Here is a 21,629-nt window from a genome sequence, read left to right on the forward strand (position 1 = left end):
TCTATCATGATTCTTGTTATTTCCCATCCATACCATAGACAACTTCATATGTCTGCTTTCCAAAATCAACCGTCACCGCCGTACCGTCTGCGAACACCGTTCTCTGAATGGTGTAATCCCCATCCACCATCTCATGACGCACCATCTCACATTTTGCCACCTTCTCGTGGAGCTTACAGACAACGTCGCATCTCTTAATATCCTCCTTAAGACCTAACCCTAAAGTCTCAAAGGAACCATCGAAGTTCGGATACGCGCCATCCCTCAGAAGATAGGGGGCGCCGCCGTTTAACAGGGCGTACAGCATATAATCCTCATCATCGCTTACCCGATCCATCATCCACGGTTCAATTAAGCAGTCGTGATATACCAGGTTAAAAAGCGGCACCGGAACCCCGAATTTAGGGCTTCCAGGCTCTCGAAGCATGAAATCATAAGGCGCATAATGGCAGAACACCATACTTGGAACACACCAGTCGTTCACCTCCTCTGAGCTTGGCAGAATCCCCTTTGACATCAGATAGTCGAAGCACTGATTCCGCGCCTCATAGCAGTCCCTTCTGCTCATCCTATGTCGTGGATTGCTGCACTCATCCCCCTCATTACAGGTAAATACATCCAAATACGCACAATCCAAATGAATCTCATTCTCACGAATAGCGGCAAAGTTCCGTTTTACATAGTAAGGCGCCTGGGTACCGCACAGGAAGGACTGGGGGCCCCCCGCCCAACGCTGATGCTGGGGAATGGTCCCATCGGTCAGCCTGCATGCATAGTCTTCGTCAAAGCTTGGAGCCGACAGATAGAAATCCCTGTATTGGTCATGAATACCGAACATATATCCAAGCTCGTCCATGGTATCTGCCAGGGATTTCATCCCTGCCCAGCCTCCTGCCTCCTCACATGCCGGCGTATAGTCTGGATGCTGGTTATCGTATCCTGGCTGCGCCCAACCGTCCAGGTGCAGATATACCTTCTTAGCTCCTGCCTCGTGAAGCTCCCGCATCTGAGCCGCCCTCTCTGCAAATGTAGTGAGGTGGTTGTTCTTATCTGGCTCATTGGGGTCAAAAAAATCGGAATTCTCACATACATGGGTCTTGATTCCTGCATGTACGAACCCAGAGCCAATCAGCCGGTCAACCGCCGGCACTTTTGCAGCCTTCTCTCTTAAGGTGCGAAGCTTCCCTTGCTCGTTCACATATGTACGGTAAGCCTTGCACATATCATTGTAATCACAGCGGCTCATCAGCGTATATCGCATAACCCTGCGATATCCCATCCTGCCCAGGCTTGGCTCAAAGTAAACATTCACATGGGTATAAGGCCCTCCTGCCGGATGCTTCGCCTGGATTCCCCCATTCCACGGCGTCGTACAAAGAGCAAGGCAGCCCTCCCCTTCTTTGACCTGTCCAAACCAAGGCATATAACCTCCCGCAGTTCCGAAGAAGCCGTCAAACACCAACGGGCCAAGCTCAGTCTCCCATGTGTTGGGAATCAAGAGCCCCTGCTGGCAGTTCAGCAATGTATACCAGTCTTCCCTCTTATTTTCAAACGCCATGGCTCCTGGCCAATACACACGCTTTACCTGTATCCCGTCTTCACAAATCGGGATCCATTCAAAATAGATGTCTTCTGTCGTTTTCTCAATCCACACATAAGTCTCGAATGTATACGGAACCTGGCTCCCCTCTATAGAAAATCCCTGGTATCTGCTTCGGATTCCTACTCCAAGCCCGTTCTCTACTCGTTCATGGCTTATGGAGTCCGCATCCTTAAATTCTATCTTTCCACCTTCCCACTCAAAATGCGGTATATAGGATTCACTCCATTCCCACGCGGTTTCCTTCCTATATAGTGTAAATCGAAGGCTTTCTTCGTCAAAACATATTCTTATACTATTTACCTCAATACTTGTCATATCGTCCCTTTCCTTTTTAGTCATTATGCACGTTTTCTCTTTTATTTGTATAGTATTATATTATAATCTGCACAATTATGCTTATATTATCGTCTAGGCTTATTGTATAATCATCTCATTTCTGGTATTATTTATACAAGCACACTAATGTGTGCTTCCCTATGAAACACATAATTTAGTAATAAGTCACAATCAGCAAAGAGGTGATAAAATGACCTATATCAAAACCAAAATGCGCAAAGATATTCATATTGACTCCATCATCACTCTTCATTATTTTGAGTATATGAAAAATTTTGTCTTCCAGGGGGAGGCCCATGATTTCTGGGAATTCTTATATGTTGACAACGGAACAGTATCTGTGCGCTATGACGATACCTGGATGACACTGAACACAGGCGATATCATTTTTCATCAGCCAAATGAATTCCATGCCATTAAATCTATTGGTAAGAATTCTCCGAACTTGATTGCCATATCCTTCATATGCAACTCTCCGGCAATGAAGCATTTTGTACATAAGAGTTATACTCTCTCTGGAGATGAGCGGGCGCTGATTTCCCACATTATATCAGAGGGAAAGCAGACTTTTTCCACTCCCATGAACCTGCCCAGCGTAGAGCAGGTGAAAATCAAGGATAAGACTCCTTTTGCCTCCCAGCAGTTAATTGTTCTTTATCTGGAATTATTCTTGATTTCCTGCATCCGAAACCACCCTGAGAGTACTGTGTCCAAGTCTGCCATTCCTAAGGACTCGCCTGAGAAACAGTCTGCCAGACAGGAGCGCCTGGATAAGATCATCCAGTTTATGGAGGACCATGTCTGTGAACAGCTTAAGCTTACGGATATCTGCAATGAATTTTCCATCAGCCGCTCGGCTTTACAGTCCCTGTTCCATGACTCGAAGGAATGCGGTGTAATTGACTATTTCAATGCCTTAAAAATCCAACATGCCAGGGAAATCATTCGAGAGGGAACCATGAATTTCACAGAGATTGCCTATTATCTGTCCTATAGTTCACTGCCCTATTTTTCCAAGCAGTTCAAGGCAGCAACAGGTATGTCCCCGTCAGAATATTCTTCTTCTGTAAAGGGAATTACGGATGCTCTGGGTGTAAACCAGCGTGAAAATGAAACAGCCCCACGAAAACATCGCTCATAAGCAGATTACATTCTGCCAAAAAATAAGCTGCCACGAAATCAACTTTCATAAAGTTATTTCGTGGCAGCTCTTTTTAGATCTATTTGGCTGTCAAAAATGCTTTATATCCCTTATATGCTTCGTATACGTCCGCCTTGCTGGTTATCTCCCACGGCGCATGCATGCTCAGCACAGCCACACCGCTGTCGATGACCTCCATACCATAGTTGGCCATAATATAAGCAATCGTTCCGCCGCCGCCTACATCAACCTTGCCAAGCTCGGCATACTGGTAAGCCACCTGTGCGTCGTCCATCACCTTCCTAAGCTTTGCCAGATATTCGGCATTAGCATCATTAGAGCCGCCTTTTCCCCTGCTTCCGGTAAACTTATTGAATACCAGCCCCTTACCGAAGAATGCAGAACTGCGCTTCTCAAATGCCTCCCCAAACATGGGGTCATAAGCTGCGCTCACGTCAGAGGATAACATCCTGGAATTGGCAAGGGCGCGCCTTAACTTAAGCTCTGACTCGCTGCCCTCCAATGCAATCAGTTCCGCCAACACATTTTCAAAGAAACGGGAGTGCATACCTGTGGCGCCTACGCTGCCAATCTCCTCCTTGTCCACCAGGATACAGCATGCAGTCTTGTCCACATCCTCCACATCCAGAATGGCGAAAAGCGACGTGAAGCTACATACTCTGTCGTCCTGTCCGTAAGCCAATACCATACTCCTATCAATTCCACAGTCTCTTGCCTTGCCTGCTGGAACAATCTCAAGCTCCGCTGACGCAAAATCAGCTTCCTCCATATCATAGTATTCCTTCAGAAGCCGCATAACATTGGCCTTGACTGTATCCTTTTCCTCTTTATCCAGAGTCTCATCCTTCTCAATGGGACGGCTTCCAAACAGAAGATCCAGCTTCTCCCCCTCGATTACCTCGTTGGCTTTCTTCTCCAACTGTTTTGCCGCCAGATGCACCAGCAGGTCAGTAATAACGAAGACCGGATCATCCTCCTTCTCCCCGATATTTACTTTGACCACAGAACCATCCTTCTTCGCAATGACGCCGTGAAGGGCAAGAGGAATCGTTACCCACTGATACTTCTTGATTCCGCCGTAGTAATGGGTATCCAGATAGGCAAGCTCATCGTTCTCATAAAGCGGATTCTGCTTGATGTCAATCCGCGGTGAATCGATATGAGCGCCTAAGATATTCATTCCCTCAGAAAGCGGCTGTTTCCCTATATGAAAGGCTGCGATTGCCTTATTCATGCACACGGCATATACCTTATCGCCGGACTTTAACGGCTGTTTCGCCTCTTTTACCGCTTCTAAAGACTTATAACCTTTCTTCACAAGCCTTTCCACGGAAGCATCAATACACTCCCTCTCCGTCTTACCCTCATCCAGACACAGCTTGTACTCTCGGTTTACCTTCTCAAGCTCCTCCATTGCAGATGGAGAATAAGTTCTCCATACATTTTCCTGACTCATGACTTTACTTCCTCCGTTTCTTTATAAAATACGTTTCCTATTCTAACAGATGGAAACCTTCTTGACAATGAGGGGACGCAGTAAAACAGGATTTTACTACGCCCCCGATTCTCTTTTGAATAATTACTTCATCTCGTCTCTGACTTCCTTGAAGCACTTCACGATAAAGTCAATGTCCTCTTTGGTGTGGCTTGCGCATACCTGTGTACGGATTCTTGCCTTCCCCTTCGGAACTACAGGATAGGAGAATGCAACTACATACACGCCCTTCTCCATCATCCTCTTAGCGAATTCTGCCGCCGTCTTCTCGTCATACAGCATTACCGGCACGCATGGATGTGTTCCCGGAATAACGTCGAAGCCGCCGTCTACCAACTCCTTGCGATAATAAGCCGTAACCTCCTCTAAATGATCCCGAAGCTCGGTGCTCTCATCCAGCATATCGAACAGCTCGATACTTGCGCCTGCAATCGCAGGAGCCAGGGAATTGGAGAACAGATAGGGACGGCTTCTCTGACGAAGCAGGTCGATAATCTCCCTGCGTCCAGAGGTATATCCGCCGGATGCTCCTCCAAGAGCCTTCCCCAATGTACCTGTGATAATGTCCACACGTCCCTGTACGCCGCAGTATTCCGGCGTTCCGCGTCCAGTCTTGCCTACAAAGCCAACCGCATGGCTGTCATCCACCATAACCAGCGCGTTGTACTGGTCCGCAAGGTCACATACTCCCTTTAAGTTACAGATAATTCCATCCATGGAGAACACACCGTCTGTGGCAATCAGCTTGATTCTTGCGCCTGCCTCGTCTGCCTCCTTAAGCTTGGCCTCCAAGTCTTCCATATTATTGTTCTTATAGCGGAAGCGTTTTGCCTTACACAGACGCACCCCGTCAATGATGGAGGCATGATTGAGCTCGTCACTGATTACCGCGTCGTCTGCCGTCAGAATCGTCTCGAATAATCCTCCGTTGGCGTCGAAGCAGGAGGAGTAAAGAATCGTATCATCTGTTCCAAGGAAATCGGAAATCTTCTTCTCCAATCTCTTGTGAATATCCTGGGTTCCGCAGATAAACCGAACGGAAGCCACGCCATATCCCTTCTCATCATAGGTCTTCTTCGCCGCCTCGATCAGACGCGGATTATCGCCCAATCCCAGATAGTTGTTCGCGCACATGCACAAAAGCTCTCGTCCGTCCTCCAGCTTCACTCTTGCCCCCTGGGGTGAAACAAAGGGCGCTTCGCCTTTAAACAGGCCAGCCTCCTTAATCCCCTCCACTTCTTTCGTATAAATGCTTAAAATATCGTCTTTACGTGCCATCTTCTTATTATTCCTTCCTTCTTTAAAAATTAATCATTCACATGAGCCCAGTCAAGAATTACTTTTCCTGACTGTCCGGAGATCATTGCCTCAAAGCCCTTCTCATAATCCTTAATATCAAAATGGTGGGTAATAATCGGGGAAATATCAAGCCCTGCCTGAATCATTGTGGACATCTTGTACCAAGTATCCCACACCTTTCTGCCATAGATACCGCGGATATTCAGGCCGTTGAAAATTACCGTCTCCAAGTCAACTGTAGCGTCTGTCCTCTGCAGTCCCAGAAGCGCAATATTACCGCCATGCTTCATATTATGAATCATGTCATGCAGCCCTGCCTGTGAACCGGACATCTCAAGTCCCACGTCAAAGCCCTCTGTCATTCCAATCTCCTTCATGACATCAGTAAGCTTCTCATCCTTTAAATTCACGGTCCTGGTAGCGCCAAGCTTCTTGGCAAGGTCAAGCCTGTAGGGGTTCAAATCTGTAACAACTACATGCCTTGCGCCTGAGAACTTCGCGATGGCTGCCGCCATACAGCCAATAGGTCCTGCACCGGCCACCAGCACGTCCTCGCCCAGCATATCATATGACAGCGCCGTATGGGTGGCATTGCCAAATGGATCGAAGATGGCATACATCTCCTCCGGAATTGCAGGATTACATGGCCATACGTTGCAGGACGGAATTACCAGATACTCTGCAAACGCCCCGTTGCGGTTCACGCCCACTCCTTTTGCATCCTTACAGTTCTCCTTATGTCCCTCCAGACAATTCCTGCACTTGCCGCAGGTAATATGCCCTTCTCCAGATACCAGGTCGCCAATCTTAAAGCCCCTGACGCCTTCTCCAATCTCCACAACCTCACCTACATACTCATGGCCCGCTGTCAGCCCTACCGGAATTGTATGCTGTGCCCAGTCATTCCACTGATAGATGTGGACATCTGTTCCGCAGATTGCTGTCTTACGAATCTTAATCTTCACGTCATTGGGACCTACCTCCGGAACTGGAACCCGCTTCATCCACAGTCCCTCTTCTGGCTTCTCCTTCACCAGCGCCCACATCATTCCATCATTCATTTCACTCAATTCTATATTCCTCCTGTTCCAGCCGCCTCCCTAAACGGCTATTTATCTGATGCCATTATAACACTCCCTGACAGGACTTACAATGGATTCCTTTGTATATTTTGTTTCTTTTTTTTATCATATCATCCAAATATTTTACCATTTTGTACAGACAGTCCATGCAGCATATTATTTTATACAATATAGGCATTTGTATACAATTTCTATCTCTATAAAATCCTTAATTTTGTCTATAATGACATATTTTTCATATAAAAAATATTTATAGTTATTTCTCACTAAAAACTATTTACAAAATGATATTTTTTCTATATAATTAATACTGTTATTATTGATATATTAAGAACGGAAGGGAGCCTGGTGTTTCCTCTGACATCTTCCTCCATGATAATATATCAATGAATCGGGGAACATATTTTATTAGAGAGGAATTGCAGATATCTTCATCTGCAAAGAAAGGTAAGTGAACATGAAAAACGTATGGAACACATGGAACAGCATCAGCCTTGTCAAAAGAATTATCTGCGGGCTGATTATCGGTATTATCCTTGGTTTGGTAATTCCGCAGGCAACGGCAATCTCCATCTTGGGCAACTTGTTTGTCGGTGCTTTAAAGGGCGTAGCCCCTATTCTGGTATTCTTCCTTGTTATGAGCGCATTGTGCCATATGGGAGAAGGCCAGAAGACGAATATGAAGTTTATCGTCATCCTTTACCTGCTGGGGAACTTGATTTCTGCACTGTCCGCAGTATTGGCAAGTTATCTGTTCCCAATCACTCTGACGCTGTCTGAGAGCACAGCCGCCAGTGACGTAGCGCCTCCAAGCGGAGTGACAGAAGTTTTGACCAACCTACTGATGAACGTTGTTGCCAATCCGGTTGACTCTATTGTGAAGGCCAACTATATCGGTATCCTGGCTTGGGCTTGTATTTTCGGAATCGCTCTCAAGAAGGCGAACGACGGTACCAAGCAGGCATTAGAGAACATCGCAGACGCAGTAGCCACTGCTGTTAAGTGGATTATAAGCTGCGCGCCCTTTGGTATCATGGGCCTGATCTTTACTACCATTTCTGAGCAGGGACTGGGCGTACTGTTAAGCTATGGACGTCTGATTCTCGTACTGGTAGGCACTATGGCGTTCGTGGCGCTGGTTCTGAACCCGCTGATTGCATTCCTGTGTATGCGCTCGAATCCCTTCCCGCTAGTATTTAGATGCTTAAAAGACAGTTTTATTACCGCATTCTTTACACGAAGCTCTGCGGCCAATATTCCGGTAAATATGGAACTGTGCGAGAACCTTGGATTGGATGAGAATACATACTCTGTATCAATTCCTCTGGGCGCCACCATTAATATGGCAGGCGCGGCGATTACGATTTCTACGATGGCATTAGCCGCAGCCCATACCATGAATGTTTCTGTAGATTTTCCGACTGCCTTTATCCTCTGCGTATTATCCGCAGCCAGTGCAGCCGGAGCATCCGGAGTTGCAGGCGGCTCTCTGCTGCTGATTCCTATGGCGTGCAGCCTGTTCGGTATCTCCAACGATATTGCAATGCAGGTTGTTGGTGTTGGCTTTATTGTAGGCGTTATCCAGGATTCCTGCGAGACAGGTTTGAATTCTTCCACAGACGTACTCTTTACCGCCTGTGCAGAATACAGAGACAGAAGATTACATCCAGAGAATTATGCAAAATAAACTTGATAACTCTTTCCTGGTAATATAAATGTCATATGAAAAGTAATCATTTTACTCTGTAAACTGATTACAAAAGGGGGAGGCAGTAAGACTTCATTTTACTGCCTCCCCACTTTCATTTCTACCACTCGAATTTCTTTGCAAAATATGCGTCAAGCTCGTCTATCTTAACTCTTTCCTGCGCCATGGAATCACGCTCACGTACAGTTACGGCTCCATCCTCCTCGGACTCAAAATCGTAGGTCACGCAGAACGGTGTTCCGATCTCGTCCTGACGGCGATAACGCTTGCCGATATTGCCGCGCTCGTCATACTCGCAGTTATATTTCTTAGAAAGCTGTGCATATACCTTCTCGGCGCCCTCGTTCAGCTTCTTGGAAAGAGGCAGGACACCAATCTTTACCGGCGCCAATGCCGGATGGAAACGAAGGACGGTCCTCATGTCTCCGCCTTCCAGTTCTTCTTCATCATATGCGCTGCACAGGAATGCAAGTACCATACGGTCAGCGCCCAATGACGGCTCAATAACATAAGGAATATACTTAATCTTCTTCTCATCGTCAAAATAGCTCATATCCTGCTTGGAGGTATTCTGATGCTGGGTCAAATCAAAATCTGTCCTGTCGGCAATGCCCCACAGCTCCCCCCACCCGAATGGGAACAGGAACTCTACGTCCGTAGTTGCCTTGCTGTAATGGCTTAATTCCTCCGGAGAGTGATCGCGGTAACGAACCTCCTCCTCCTTAAGCCCCAGAGCTTTCAGCCAGTCAAGGCAGAACTGCTTCCAGTATGCAAACCACTCAAGGTCTGTATCCGGCTCACAGAAAAACTCTAACTCCATCTGCTCAAACTCTCTGGTACGGAAGGTAAAGTTACCTGGGGTAATCTCATTACGGAAGGACTTACCAACCTGGCAGATACCAAAGGGAATCTTCTTCCTAGAGGTACGCTGTACATTCTTAAAGTTTACAAAGATACCCTGCGCAGTCTCCGGACGAAGGTATACGACGCTCTTGGCATCCTCCGTAACTCCCTGGAAGGTCTTGAACATCAGGTTAAACTCACGAATCTCTGTGAAATTATGCTTTCCACAGGTGGGACAGGGAATCTCCTTGTCCTTAATGTAAGCCTCCATCTGCTCATGGCTCCACCCGTCAATACTGTCTCCTAAATCTATTCCATTCTCATGTGCATAATCTTCAATCATCTTATCTGCACGAAAACGCTCATGACATTCCTTACAATCCATAAGAGGATCGCTGAATCCGCCCAGGTGTCCGCTTGCCACCCATGTCTGGGGATTCATCAAGATCGCACAGTCCACGCCGACATTATAGGGGGACTCCTGTACGAACTTCTGCCACCATGCTCTTTTTACGTTGTTCTTTAATTCTACACCGAGATTACCATAGTCCCATGTATTGGCAAGCCCGCCGTAAATCTCGGAGCCTGGGTATACGAATCCTCTGGATTTTGCCAACGCCACAATCTTTTCCATCGTCTTTTCTGCCATATCCTCTTCCTCACCTTCTTAAATAATCTATATGTTACAATTTCTACTTATTATACCGTCAACACATCTTCATTTCAAGTGCTAATTACAGAATTGTTTCCAGTATTTCCAGTGATTTAAAGGATTTTCCCAGATATTCGGCAAGATAATCCGTCACAATCTCCTCTAATTCTTCCATCACTTCCTCCTTTACGACAAAGGTGTAAAGCTTCTCAATAGGGGATGAAACGATGTACTGCAGGGTATACAGGGTGGAGGGGTGAAGGGGTCTTGCATCCGAAACATGCCCCACCTCCATACATCGGCTGCAAACCAGCCCGCCGCGCTTTACGCTGAACATCATGTCCTGCTCCGTGCCTCTGCAGCAGACGCACTCAAACACCTGAGGCCCTTCACCGTTGACCGTCACCGCGCGAAGTTCATAGATTCGACGAATCAGACGGTTGGGAATATGTGGGTTTACAAGGGCGCGGCAGGTTTGATACAAAAGCTTTAAAAGCCCCGTCTCATCGTTTGCCTCGCGAGCATAGTACCCCGCCATTTCCAGAAAATAGAAACCATAGTACGCCCCCTCCACATCCAGCCGCAACTCCTGAAAATAATTGGAAATAGAGGCCGACATCAATGTATAAGATGTCCGCCCCTCATATACAGTAAATTCTCCGAAGGAGAAGGGGCTTGTCACCCCCACAAGGGCGCTGTTTGGCTTCCTTGCGCCCCTGGCAAACGCCGATATCTTCCCCCGCTCTTTCGTCAAAATTACAATCCTTCTGTCGTATTCACCCATGGGTGTCGCCGCAAGCACCATACCTGTCACACTAATCTGATTCACCTGCTGCCTCACTTTCATTCCTGATTGGACAGCTTTGGCTGTCCTCCTGTCCCATCGGGGCATACATGACGGCATGCTCCCTGGGCATAATTCTCCATCACCTGCCTGCAGATTGCCATTCCTTTATAATAGAGATAATCCTTAATGTCTCCCGTCTTAAGGAAACGTTTCCAGTATTCTTCCTCCATGCTATCACCTCGTCCTTAGTATCCTCTATACAGTTACTAAGATTAGGTTGTCCCGCAGGCATATGATTTTATTCTTCTTCCCGATATCCAAAATTTTTCATAAGAAAATCGCTGTCCCGCCAATCCTTCTTAACCTTCACCCAAAGCTTAAGGTTTACCTGCATTTCCAGCATTTTTTCAATCTCAAAACGCGCTGTACTGCCAATCTTTTTCAACATATTTCCTTGTTTTCCAATAATGATCCCCTTGTGGGAATCCCGCTCGCAGATAATCGTGGCGTCAATATGCATCACCTTTTTATTAGTCTTCATAGAATCGATTGCCACGGCGATTCCATGGGGAATCTCATCCTGCAGGCAATGGAGAGCCTTCTCGCGAATCAGCTCTGCCACAATCTGACGCTCTGGCTGGTCTGTCACTGTGTCCTCGTCATAGAACTGCGGTCCGTAAGGAAGGTATTTCATTACCACCTGAATCAGCTCATCTGTGTTATTTCCATTCCTTGCAGACACAGGAACAATCTCTGCAAAATCATAGATGTCCTTGTATGCCGCAATGGCCAAAAATACCTCTTCCCGCTTTACGCTGTCAATCTTGTTGATGACCAGCACCACCGGAGTTTTTACCTTCTTAAGCTGACTGGCAATATGCTGCTCTCCGGCGCCGATAAAGGTAGTTGGCTCCACCAGCCACAGCACCACGTCCACCTCATTGAGAGTCTTCTTCGCAACATTCACCATGTATTCGCCCAGCTTGTTCTTCGCCTTGTGAATACCTGGCGTATCCACGAACACAATCTGCCCCTCTTCTGTAGTCAGAACCGTCTGAATTCGGTTGCGCGTGGTCTGAGGCTTATTGGAGGTGATGGCGATCTTCTGTCCAATCAAGTGGTTCATCAGGGTAGATTTACCTACGTTGGGACGGCCAATCAAAGTTACAAAACCTGATTTATAGTCATTTTTCATATTCTCTCCTGTTTCTTTTAAAATTCCTCAAGCAATCAGAAGCCTGTCACCGTCTGGAACATCTCTTTGTTTTCTTCTATCTTCTCCTCGCTGCCGATTACGCAGAACTGGTCTGCCTCAAGAACAGCTTTTGCCACTTGAGAAAGAGCGCGGATATCCTCCTGTCCTGCGTCTAAGATCTGATTCCGTTCTTCTTTAATCATCTCGGCGCTCACCTTATTCATATAGAGGTTCATGGAACGCTCGCCTTTCTGTGCCGGAGTCATGGGATGATCGATATTGCTCATAGTACCAATAATATATTTCGTCATATCCCGCTCGCTGACGGTAAAATCCTTGAGAAAGTCCACTACCTTTTCGTAGACCTCCATCGTCCGTTTCAAGTTAGGGTCGCGGTAAGATACAAAATATCCCTCGCCAATCCTGTTAAAATTGCTCATACAGCCATAGGCTCCGCCTTTCACACGAATATTCTGCCACAGATAGTCGTAGCTTAAGATGACCTTCAAAATCTGCAAAGCCCCTGTATATGCCGCGCCGTAATCGATAAAATTCCCTGTCCTCGCCACGTACTGTACCTTGGACGCTGTCTTGAAGCCTTCGTTCTTCTTCTCACAGTGAATCACGCAATTTTCTTCCCCTGGCAAAGCATGATACAGGTTCTTCTTCATATCCTCGATATACCCTTCGATTCCTGTTAAGCCCTCCCTGGAAGCGGTATAGCTAAGCATCATATTATCCGGTCTGAAAAGCTTTTCTGCCAGGCTCTTTAAAATCTCTGTCAGGCGTTTCTTCTCCTCATCAAAATGTTCTTCGATATAGGCAATCGTCTGATAGAACTGGATTCCACTGGTCATATCCTTAAGCTTGGCAGAAGGCGAAGCATAAGATAAGGCGCGAAGGGCTGCCGTAGAATGTCCGGAGGACTGGAAACGCATCAGAAGCCTTGACTTCACCATAGCAAGAATCTCCTTAAGCCGCTTGGTATCCGTAAGCTTTGACGTTGTCAATATCTCGCTCATCATAGAAAATACAACCGGAAGCTTTCCATACAACGCCTTCCCCTTTATCTCAAACGTGGCTTTAAACGCCTTCTCCTGAATGTTGGTGACATCATTATAAAGCTCCAGGGATGTGCCGATTCCGCCGGTATGCACATTAATCTCGTTAAATAATTCCCCGTAATCGTAATTCTCTGTGTCAATGATACCGAGCACAGACTGGAGAATTCCCACATAGGGTAGTAGCTCCTCCCTGATACCGGAAATGTCAAAGAGTACGTCCAGATACCCGATTCCGTTGGTCTCTATCTCATGGAAAATCACCGGAACACCGCCAAGCTTCAATTCTTCGTTCACAATCGGCTCAATCTCTCTGGAAATATCCTCCCTTTTCAGCACAGGGATTCTCTCTAAGTCCTCCTCCTTCTCTGGTGCAGACTGGTACGCCTCAAGCTTCTCGGTATTCTTGACCAATTCTTCTACTTCTTCTTTGGTAAGCCCTTCCTTGTACGCCTTAAGCTGCTTATCAAGCTCTGCGTCCATCCTTGCTGTACGCCCCTTCTCAGGCTTAACAATCACCACAGCGCCGTGTGGATTGTCAAGGAGATATTTTCGTATCAATGCCTCATAATATCCGGTTCCCACCTGTTTTTTCAGAAATTCAAACGTCTCCAAAGCCTCCACATGGATAAAAGGCTCATCCTCGTCATAGAGCCAACTGTCCATCATCTGCAGGCCATACATCAAGCCCTTGGGATAATTGCCGAAATCCGCCTCTCGATAGCGGAACTCATGGTAGTTAAGCCCTGCCTCCAACGCTTTTTTGTCTATTCCCTTCTCTGCCAAATCCGAAAGTACACTCTCAATCAGGTCTACAAATTCCTGCTTCTGGTCTTCGTTGGCATTCTTGGAGATTACTGAGAAGATAGGCTGGTAAATCCCGTTGTCATAGGAGCCCATAATATCCTTGCCAATGCCTGCATCCGTAAGCGCTTTCTTAAGAGGCGCGCCCGGCGCAGAAAGCAGGGCATAATCCAAAATCTGGAAAGCAAGATACAGCTCCCGGTCCAAGCTGGTGCCAATTACCTTATTATAGGAAAGATAGGTATTATCCTCCTCTGACTCCTCGCTGGCTATGGAATAGGGAATCGTCTTTTCACACATTTCCCCGAAGGGCTCCTGGAATCGGATTCTGGAATCCACCTCTCTGGCATCGAAATCCCCCAGGTACTCTCTGTCAAGCCAGTTTAATTTCTCCTCCATATTCATATCTCCGTACAGGTAAATATAACTGTTGGACGGATGATAGTATTTCCTGTGGAAATCAAGAAACTGCTCATAGGTAAGCTCTGGGATTACCTCCGGATCGCCTCCCGATTCATTTGCATAGGAGGTGTCCGGAAACAGGGTATTTAAGATTACCCGATCTAGCACTCCCTCCGGAGAGGAAAACGCCCCCTTCATCTCATTATATACAACACCGTTGTATTCCAGTTTATCCGCAGGAGAATCCAACTTGTAACTCCACCCCTCCTGCCGGAAGATTTCCTCGTGCTTGTAGATATTCGGATAAAGCACAGCGTCCATGTAGACGTGCATCAAATTCTGAAAATCCTTGTCATTACAGCTTGCCACAGGATACACGGTCTTGTCCGGATAGGTCATTGCATTCAAAAATGTATTCAGAGAACCCTTCACCAACTCCACGAAGGGATCCTTCGCCGGAAAATTCTTGGAGCCGCACAGGACAGAATGTTCCATGATATGGGGAACTCCGGTGCTGTCACTGGGCGGCGTGCGGAAACCAATACTAAATACCTTGTTGTTGTCATCCTTCTCTATTAAAAGAATCCTGGCCCTGCTTTTTTTGTGACGAAGCAGATACCCCTTTGCCTGGATTCCAATCAAATCTTCTTCCTTCATGATCTCATATGCCTTCAAATCTCTGATACTCATCTGCTATACTCCTTCTTCTTTTACTGTTGCTCTGTTTTACAATACATTCTATCCAATTTTTCCCTACTCTACAAGAGAAATCGTAAAAACTTATTTAACTAATCAAATGTATTGCTAAAAACACAAGAAATCCCTGAGACTGTTTTACCCCAGGGATTTCATTTTTCCTATTCTGCTTTCATATTTCTTAAAACAAGTAAAGTACCCACCATCAATATAATTCCCAGCGGAAGACAGATAAACGCACTTTTGACAAAACCGGCAATGGCGTATGTCACAAATGATACGGCTGCTACTGTAATTGCATAGGGCAGCTGTGTGGTTACATGGTTCACATGGTTGCACTGAGCGCCTGCCGACGCCATGATTGTTGTGTCAGAAATCGGTGAACAGTGGTCGCCACAAACTGCACCTGCCATACATGCGGAAATAGAGATAATCATCATAGTCTCATTGGTTCCGGCAAATACGGCTACCACTATTGGAATCAGGATTCCAAAGGTTCCCCATGACGTTCCCGTGGCAAATGCAAGAAAGCATCCCACCAGGAAAATGATTGCCGGAAGCAGGTTCACAAGACCGCCGGCTGCTGAATCCATGATACCCGCAACATACTCCGCCGCGCCAAGGCTGTCCGTCATGGCCTTCAGCGTCCAGGCAAATGTAAGAATCAGAATCGCCGGAACCATCGCCTTGAAGCCGTCCGGAACACAAGCCATAGACTCACTAAACTTCAATACCTTTCTTACTGCGTAAAATGCAATGGTAACCACAAGTGCAAAGAAGCTTCCAAGCATCAGCCCTACGGAAGCATCGCTGCCTGAAAATGCCTCCACAAACCCTGCTCCTTCAAAGAAACCTCCTGTGTAAATCATTCCAATCACACAGCAGATAATCAGCACAACAATCGGAACCACAAGATCGATTACAGTTCCCTTGCTTTCGTCTACATCCTCCTCGGCATTGGCATAGGGCCTGTCAGGCGTCGTATAGAGATCCCCATTTAAAGCATTCTTCTCATGAAGCTTCATGGGGCCATAATCAATATTCAGAACAACGATTGTAACCATCATCACAAGCGTCAGAATAGCATAAAAGTTGTATGGAATCGCACGAATAAAAATAGAGAAGCCATCCTCACCCTCCACAAATCCCGTAACAGCCGCCGCCCAGGAGGAAATGGGCGCAATAATACACACAGGCGCCGCCGTAGCGTCAATCAAATACGACAGCTTCGCCCTGGAAACATTGTGCTTATCCGTCACCGGACGCATAACGCTTCCCACGGTCAGACAGTTAAAATAATCGTCGATAAAAATCAGCACACCAAGGAGAATCGTTGCAAGCTGCGCTCCCACTCTGCTCTTGATATGCTCGCTGGCCCATCGTCCAAATGCAGCAGAGCCTCCCGCCTTGTTCATCAGGCAGACCATGATTCCAAGCACCACCAGGAACACTAAGATTCCCACGTTATAGCTGTCGGACAATACGCCTACAATACCATCCTGAAATACATGAGTAATTGTTGTCTCAAAGGTAAATCCAGAATAGAAGATTCCCCCAATCAGGATTCCGACGAACAGGGAGCTGTATACCTCCTTCGTAATCAATGCCAGAGCAATGGCAACGATAGGCGGTATCAGCGACCAAAATGTTGCGTACATATTCGGCACATACTCCGCAGCTTCGTCTGCCCCCAATACGGTAACAGAGCCACATGCCAGAATACACAGGAATGTGAACACCCTTAAGAATACCCTTTTCTTTTCTCTCATTGTAAAGATTTCCTCTCTTTCCATTCTTATGTTGGTCCATTTTTATCCTAATATCAGGAATTAAAAATGCCATGAACAACGCTTTACTCAGAGCTCGCTCATGGCATAATCTACACAGAAATTATTATTGAACCGTTCCATCCACTGATGCTTAATACACATCTATGCCTTAACGGATGAAATCCACCCACCCGAAGGGTATGCGTATACCGATCTGCATGAAACCGTATATTAATACTTATATCTGGCAATCTTCACAATCTTATACCTATGATAGCGCTCCACTGATGTGACAGTCCGCAGCATCTTCTGACTGCGTCCCAGGAATGCGGATTGGGAGACCCATGGAATATGCTTCCTTACACTCCTTCGGCGGCATCCCCTTTCCTTCGTGACAGCTTCCCATTCTATCGTCACAAAGTACTAATGAAGACCGCGCCTCTACCAAGTTAGTTATTCATATAGTGCATTTATATCACTTTTCGGATGGCTTGTCAATAAAAGATTGACTTTTAACGATATTTTAACGATATTTTTCCACCCCATTTCTTACCAAACTGTCCAGTGTGGAGGTAAATATAATCCCATTATGATTTATCTTCTCAAGATTCATGCTGATATCTCTGGGCGCCGTCGCAAAAGCCTCCTCGTTTCTCTTAATCCGCCCCGTCTCCCATCCAAGCTCTGAAAACATTGCGAAAACCGTATCGTATGTATTCCTGTTATTGGATGAACCGAAATTATAGCTTCCGCCTTTCAATTCCCACGCCTTTTCAAGATTACGGATGACTTCATTTACATCAGTAATCCCACGCACGTCATTTACAGGATAATACAAATCCTTTGAAGTCTCAAGGCTTAAAATCAGTGTGCGAAAAAAATCTCCATGCTCACACTCCTGTTTCGTTATGGTGTCATACATCCATGACAGCCTAAGCAGCACACACTTTGGATTCTCTGCCAAACATACCTCCTCTGCCTTCTTCTTTTCTCTGCCATAGACATTAAGTGGATTTACCTCCTCATCTTCTCTGTGGGGTCCCGATATCTGGCTTCCAAAATAAATCTGGTCGGAGCTGCAGATGATACATTTAGCGTGAAGTTCTGCCGATGCTGTCGCTATGTTCCTGCTTCCGTCTACATTAATCCTCCAAGAACCTTCTGGATCTCTCTCACACATCCCCACATCAGAAACCGCCGCGCTGTGTATGACAAAATTGGGTTTGAAATCATGGAATACTGCGGATACCTTTTCTCTGTCAGTGATATCCATTTCCTTATGCCCTGGGGTGTAGAGCTCATATTTTTCACTATAGAATTCTGCAATTCTCCTTCCGAGAAAACCGGAAGCGCCCGTAACTAACAGCTTTTTCATATCTTACCTCTTTCTATGAATCTACTGGAAAACCTTGATATCTGGTTCTTAAGCTTCTTGTCTTAACTATGTAAATTTTTTGTCTAATTGCCGCTTTATATCTTCTCCCAAATCCTCCGCCCGATATCCGTGATAAATGATATCCATCTCATTTTGAAAGGCATAGTAATATCCATTTTTCTTCGCATATAATCTTCCTTTAATGTTGATCGCCTTATTCAATAAATCCTGTGCATCTTCATCATGCAAATCCATCCGACTTCCTATCTTTCCCTTTCCATAGGGATTTTCCCTGTGATATTTATGTTTTTTATCATTTGCATGATACCTGCGAATCCCTAATTCTTTTCGATAATATTCTATATGTTCATCCTTAGACAGATTCCGCAATTCTACTTCTTTCTCATGAACCGTTCCTTTTATTGTAATTTCTGAAAATATCTGGCCCGATAAAAGACTGACCAAAAAATTGCCTATTCCCTGCGCGCAAATCAACGATTCTTTCCCGTCAATCTTACAAACCAGTCTATCATCTTCCTGATATGTGCCCCTATTCGTTAAAATACCAAGCAGTAATGACCTTTCTTCCCTGCCTTTAAATTCCTGTATCAACTGAATTAATTTGTAATCAGGTCCAATATACGTCTGAGAATCGACTAAACCTGTTCTTATTTTCTTGATATTCGTTATCTCATCCTTTTGTATTCGTTTACAAATATCAAGAAATTGATGCATATATTGTACTGCAAGCTCTTTTGTAGCAAATGGATACTGAAATGATACATCATTAATTACGGCTATCATTCTCATCACCTTTCCAATCCCAGCTTTTTTATAACAACTCCAGAAGCGCGTTATCCCACTCGTCAAAAAAACCCTCCGGCCATTCATCCAGTCTCCCGTTTCTATCCAAGATCGGACACATAACTTTATGTTTATAAGAATCATCCACATCCTTATAAAAAAAGAAGAAGCCTGTCTCTTTGGGATCCAGTTTATTCTTTTTGACAGCTACACGAATTCCGTTGAGCACATGGTCGCTGTGTGTTTCAACAATCACCTGGACACCACCAGCCCCTGAAGCCGCAATTAATTCTCCTAACATTCTCTGCCCTTTTGGATGTATGTGTGCCTCCGGATTTTCAATTAAAAGGATATCACCTTGTTTTGCAGATACCAACCCAACTACTATAGGAAGCACATAAGTAATACCAAATCCTACATTTACGCTTTTGTATGAATTCGTTTTTTCCCTGCCTTCAATATATTCATACTTCAATTCCGCTGTTCTGGATGACATATCAATATTGATAATTGGTGATACCCCCGGAGATATAATATCAAGCCACGATTTTACCTGCTCCGCAACAGTGGTCTTGTCCACATCTCCGATTATAACCTTTTTATTTGCCACATTATCTCCGCCATATAGTTTCAAATATTGAATTGCAAATTCACCGTTCTTTCCAAAATGTCTTTCCGAAACATTATATTCATTCTCAATTTGATACAAAAACTGTGGTTCTATACGATAGGCAGATAAATAAAGCAGCCGCTCGGCCCAGCTCATAAACACCTCTCTCTTAATTTCAGAACATACTTTTTTCAACGGCAGCGCATCTTTTTCAAAACCATATCCAAAAAGAAATTTTTCCTCTGCCTTATCTGCCTGTATCCCTATGCCAATCTCATCTTCCTCTGCCTTTTCATAAAGGATATCCTGTCCGGTTCCAAGGTTTACATACCTTCCCTTTATACATAATGTCTCATCCGACAAAATGCTCTTTTTCGACTGCGCTAATAACAAAAGACTCTGTATAACTGTAGATTTGCCCATGCCGTTTAACCCTGTCAAAATGTTGACTGTAGAAAAATTTATGTGAAGTTTTTCAAAACATTTAAAATTTTTTAAATCTAATTCTCTAAGCATAAAAATCCCTCTACAAATTCTCTGGTCATACCAATTCGTTTGATAAACGAATATTGATCACCTGCTTTTAATGTCATTGCAAACTCGGTCTTTAGCAAAAGTTCTCCAAATTGATTTATAAACTTATCTTTATTTCTCACTATTTTTTGTAGCTGATTATCATCTAATTCACTGAAACAAATAGCCCAAATTTCAAAAATAGCTTTATTGATTGGTCCACGCCGAAAATTTTTATTATATTTTCTAAAAGCATATTTTCCAAAAACATTTCTACATACATTCATAACTCGTATGAATCGTTCTGTGACTCGCTCTATATCTTCTTCACGAAAAGTATTCGCTTTTTTTAATCCTTTTATCAAAAAGTTATTAATATTCCCTTTATATTCTTTTTTATAATCCAGCTCTGTAAATGCAAGAAAACGCAATACATACTCCCGATCCAACATCCTTTCCGGCTTTACCGCAAATTGAGTAGCTTCTTTAAATTCCTGTAGTTCTGCTAGCTCTTTAATTAAGTCAGTGCCTTTCCCTGAATACAAGGCTTGTCTTATCTCCTGAGCGTTTAGCTGAATCCCACCTGTATTAATTCTCTGAAAAATATTGAATACAACCTCGTCCGGAGTTCCTTTTATAACTGTATACGCAATGATTGAAGATTCCTTAATCCTTCTGATATATTGTCTGGGAAGATCATCGAATGTCATCCCGTTAAAATCTGATAAATACTGCAAACCTGTAAAACAATATTTCTTTCGCAAGCCATTCTCCTGCATATTCCCCACCAGATAATTTTGAAAAGAGGTAAGACGCTGTAAACCATCTATTACAATCCACTTATCCTCTCTGGCGGCATCAAAATAAAAAGCCGGCAACGGTATCTTCAGCATTAATGACTCAATCAACTGGCTCTGTTCTTCTTTACTCCACAGACCGCCATGCCTTTGAAATACAGGTGTCAGATCAAATTCCTCATTCTCCAGCCGTTCCATAATATTTGAAATATTCGTCGGAATCTGTGTAATATTTACATCCGAAGGAATAAATTGATCAGGTTCATTCATATCCGCCTTATACCCTTCATCCATATCTAAAGGGAGAAGCTTTATTCCTTCTTTCCTTAACTGATCAAGAGTGTGATTTAATAAGTCTTCATCAATTCCTGCCGTTTTGTTGTTTAAAATATCTGAGACAGCAAACAGACTAATCTCATTATTATTCTCTTTTGCAAAATCTTCGATTTCTTTTTTTATCTGGCTTGATATCTCCTGCATATCTTATATCACATCCTATTCTCTGCAACAATATTACATAGATTTCTCATTAAAAAACAGTATATCATAGCCTGAAATAAATAGATAGTTTTATATCACAATACAAGTGAAAGTCCCGCGCTAAATATTAAGCGCCGGACTTCCACTTGTACCTGC

General features: G+C 44.7%; 16 protein-coding genes and 1 riboswitch. Of the genes, 2 read left to right on the forward strand and 14 right to left on the reverse strand.

Translation table 11 applies throughout. The features are described 5' to 3' along the window. Positions 1–16: 16 nt before the first annotated feature. On the reverse strand, positions 17–1,918 hold the full coding sequence (locus GN277_RS22260) for a DUF5696 domain-containing protein (RefSeq protein WP_159757063.1): 1,902 nt from the start codon (positions 1,916–1,918) through the stop codon (positions 17–19). Positions 1,919–2,129: 211 nt separating this feature from the next. Here GN277_RS22260 and GN277_RS22265 point away from each other — a divergent pair, with 211 nt between their 5' ends. After that, positions 2,130–3,080 carry an AraC family transcriptional regulator gene (locus GN277_RS22265; protein ID WP_159753893.1) on the forward strand — a complete coding sequence of 317 codons (951 nt, stop codon included), beginning with the start codon at positions 2,130–2,132 and terminating at the stop codon, positions 3,078–3,080. Between the two features lie 79 nt (positions 3,081–3,159). On the opposite strand, the gene GN277_RS22270 is transcribed toward GN277_RS22265, so the two are convergent. The 3 genes from GN277_RS22270 to tdh form a co-directional block, all read right to left on the reverse strand. Next, the gene (locus GN277_RS22270; RefSeq protein WP_159753896.1) at positions 3,160–4,557 is read right to left on the reverse strand and encodes an aminopeptidase; all 1,398 of its coding nucleotides are present in this window, start codon (positions 4,555–4,557) and stop codon (positions 3,160–3,162) included. Positions 4,558–4,680: 123 nt separating this feature from the next. Continuing rightward, positions 4,681–5,874 (reverse strand): glycine C-acetyltransferase, encoded by a 1,194-nt coding sequence (locus tag GN277_RS22275; protein ID WP_159753899.1) that lies wholly within the window; start codon positions 5,872–5,874, stop codon positions 4,681–4,683. Positions 5,875–5,903: 29 nt separating this feature from the next. Then, positions 5,904–6,956 (reverse strand): L-threonine 3-dehydrogenase, encoded by a 1,053-nt coding sequence (tdh, locus tag GN277_RS22280; protein WP_159757066.1) that lies wholly within the window; start codon positions 6,954–6,956, stop codon positions 5,904–5,906. Between the two features lie 478 nt (positions 6,957–7,434). On the opposite strand from tdh, the gene sstT reads away from it, so the two are divergent. After that, complete coding sequence (sstT, locus tag GN277_RS22285; RefSeq protein ID WP_159753902.1) at positions 7,435–8,664, forward strand: serine/threonine transporter SstT; 1,230 nt, start codon at positions 7,435–7,437, stop codon at positions 8,662–8,664. Between the two features lie 121 nt (positions 8,665–8,785). Here sstT and GN277_RS22290 read toward each other — a convergent pair whose 3' ends face one another. The 10 genes from GN277_RS22290 to GN277_RS22340 all read right to left on the reverse strand — a co-directional run bounded on the left by GN277_RS22290 (position 8,786) and on the right by GN277_RS22340 (position 21,473). Further along, positions 8,786–10,177 (reverse strand): glycine--tRNA ligase, encoded by a 1,392-nt coding sequence (locus GN277_RS22290; RefSeq protein ID WP_159753905.1) that lies wholly within the window; start codon positions 10,175–10,177, stop codon positions 8,786–8,788. Between the two features lie 85 nt (positions 10,178–10,262). After that, a complete protein-coding gene (gene recO, locus GN277_RS22295; protein ID WP_244324843.1) occupies positions 10,263–11,027 on the reverse strand; it encodes a DNA repair protein RecO in 765 nt (254 codons plus the stop codon). Further along, positions 11,024–11,197 carry a hypothetical protein gene (locus tag GN277_RS22300; RefSeq protein WP_159753908.1) on the reverse strand — a complete coding sequence of 58 codons (174 nt, stop codon included), beginning with the start codon at positions 11,195–11,197 and terminating at the stop codon, positions 11,024–11,026. The genes recO and GN277_RS22300 overlap by 4 nt, the downstream gene beginning before the upstream one ends. 68 nt (positions 11,198–11,265) lie before the next feature. Further along, positions 11,266–12,162 carry a GTPase Era gene (gene era / locus GN277_RS22305; protein WP_159753911.1) on the reverse strand — a complete coding sequence of 299 codons (897 nt, stop codon included), beginning with the start codon at positions 12,160–12,162 and terminating at the stop codon, positions 11,266–11,268. A gap of 35 nt (positions 12,163–12,197) precedes the next feature. Beyond that, positions 12,198–15,119 carry an insulinase family protein gene (locus GN277_RS22310; RefSeq protein WP_159753914.1) on the reverse strand — a complete coding sequence of 974 codons (2,922 nt, stop codon included), beginning with the start codon at positions 15,117–15,119 and terminating at the stop codon, positions 12,198–12,200. A gap of 167 nt (positions 15,120–15,286) precedes the next feature. Beyond that, entirely contained in the window at positions 15,287–16,894 is a 1,608-nt protein-coding gene (locus tag GN277_RS22315; RefSeq protein ID WP_159753917.1) for a Na+/H+ antiporter NhaC family protein, read from the reverse strand. A gap of 266 nt (positions 16,895–17,160) precedes the next feature. Beyond that, a riboswitch (Lysine riboswitch) is annotated at positions 17,161–17,346 on the reverse strand. A 71-nt stretch (positions 17,347–17,417) separates the two neighbouring features. Continuing rightward, complete coding sequence (locus GN277_RS22325) at positions 17,418–18,269, reverse strand: SDR family oxidoreductase (protein ID WP_159753923.1); 852 nt, start codon at positions 18,267–18,269, stop codon at positions 17,418–17,420. Positions 18,270–18,335: 66 nt separating this feature from the next. Further along, positions 18,336–19,139: a hypothetical protein gene (locus tag GN277_RS22330; protein WP_159753926.1), complete on the reverse strand. Its 804-nt coding sequence runs from the start codon at positions 19,137–19,139 to the stop codon at positions 18,336–18,338. Continuing rightward, on the reverse strand, positions 19,102–20,199 hold the full coding sequence (locus GN277_RS22335) for an AAA family ATPase (protein WP_159753929.1): 1,098 nt from the start codon (positions 20,197–20,199) through the stop codon (positions 19,102–19,104). Before GN277_RS22335 ends, GN277_RS22330 begins: the two co-directional genes overlap by 38 nt. After that, on the reverse strand, positions 20,184–21,473 hold the full coding sequence (locus tag GN277_RS22340; protein WP_159753932.1) for a DUF262 domain-containing protein: 1,290 nt from the start codon (positions 21,471–21,473) through the stop codon (positions 20,184–20,186). The genes GN277_RS22335 and GN277_RS22340 overlap by 16 nt, the downstream gene beginning before the upstream one ends. Between the last annotated feature and the right edge of the window lie 156 nt (positions 21,474–21,629).

This window comes from Sporofaciens musculi (assembly GCF_009830285.1).
Classification (GTDB): Bacteria; Bacillota; Clostridia; order Lachnospirales; family Lachnospiraceae; genus Sporofaciens; species Sporofaciens musculi.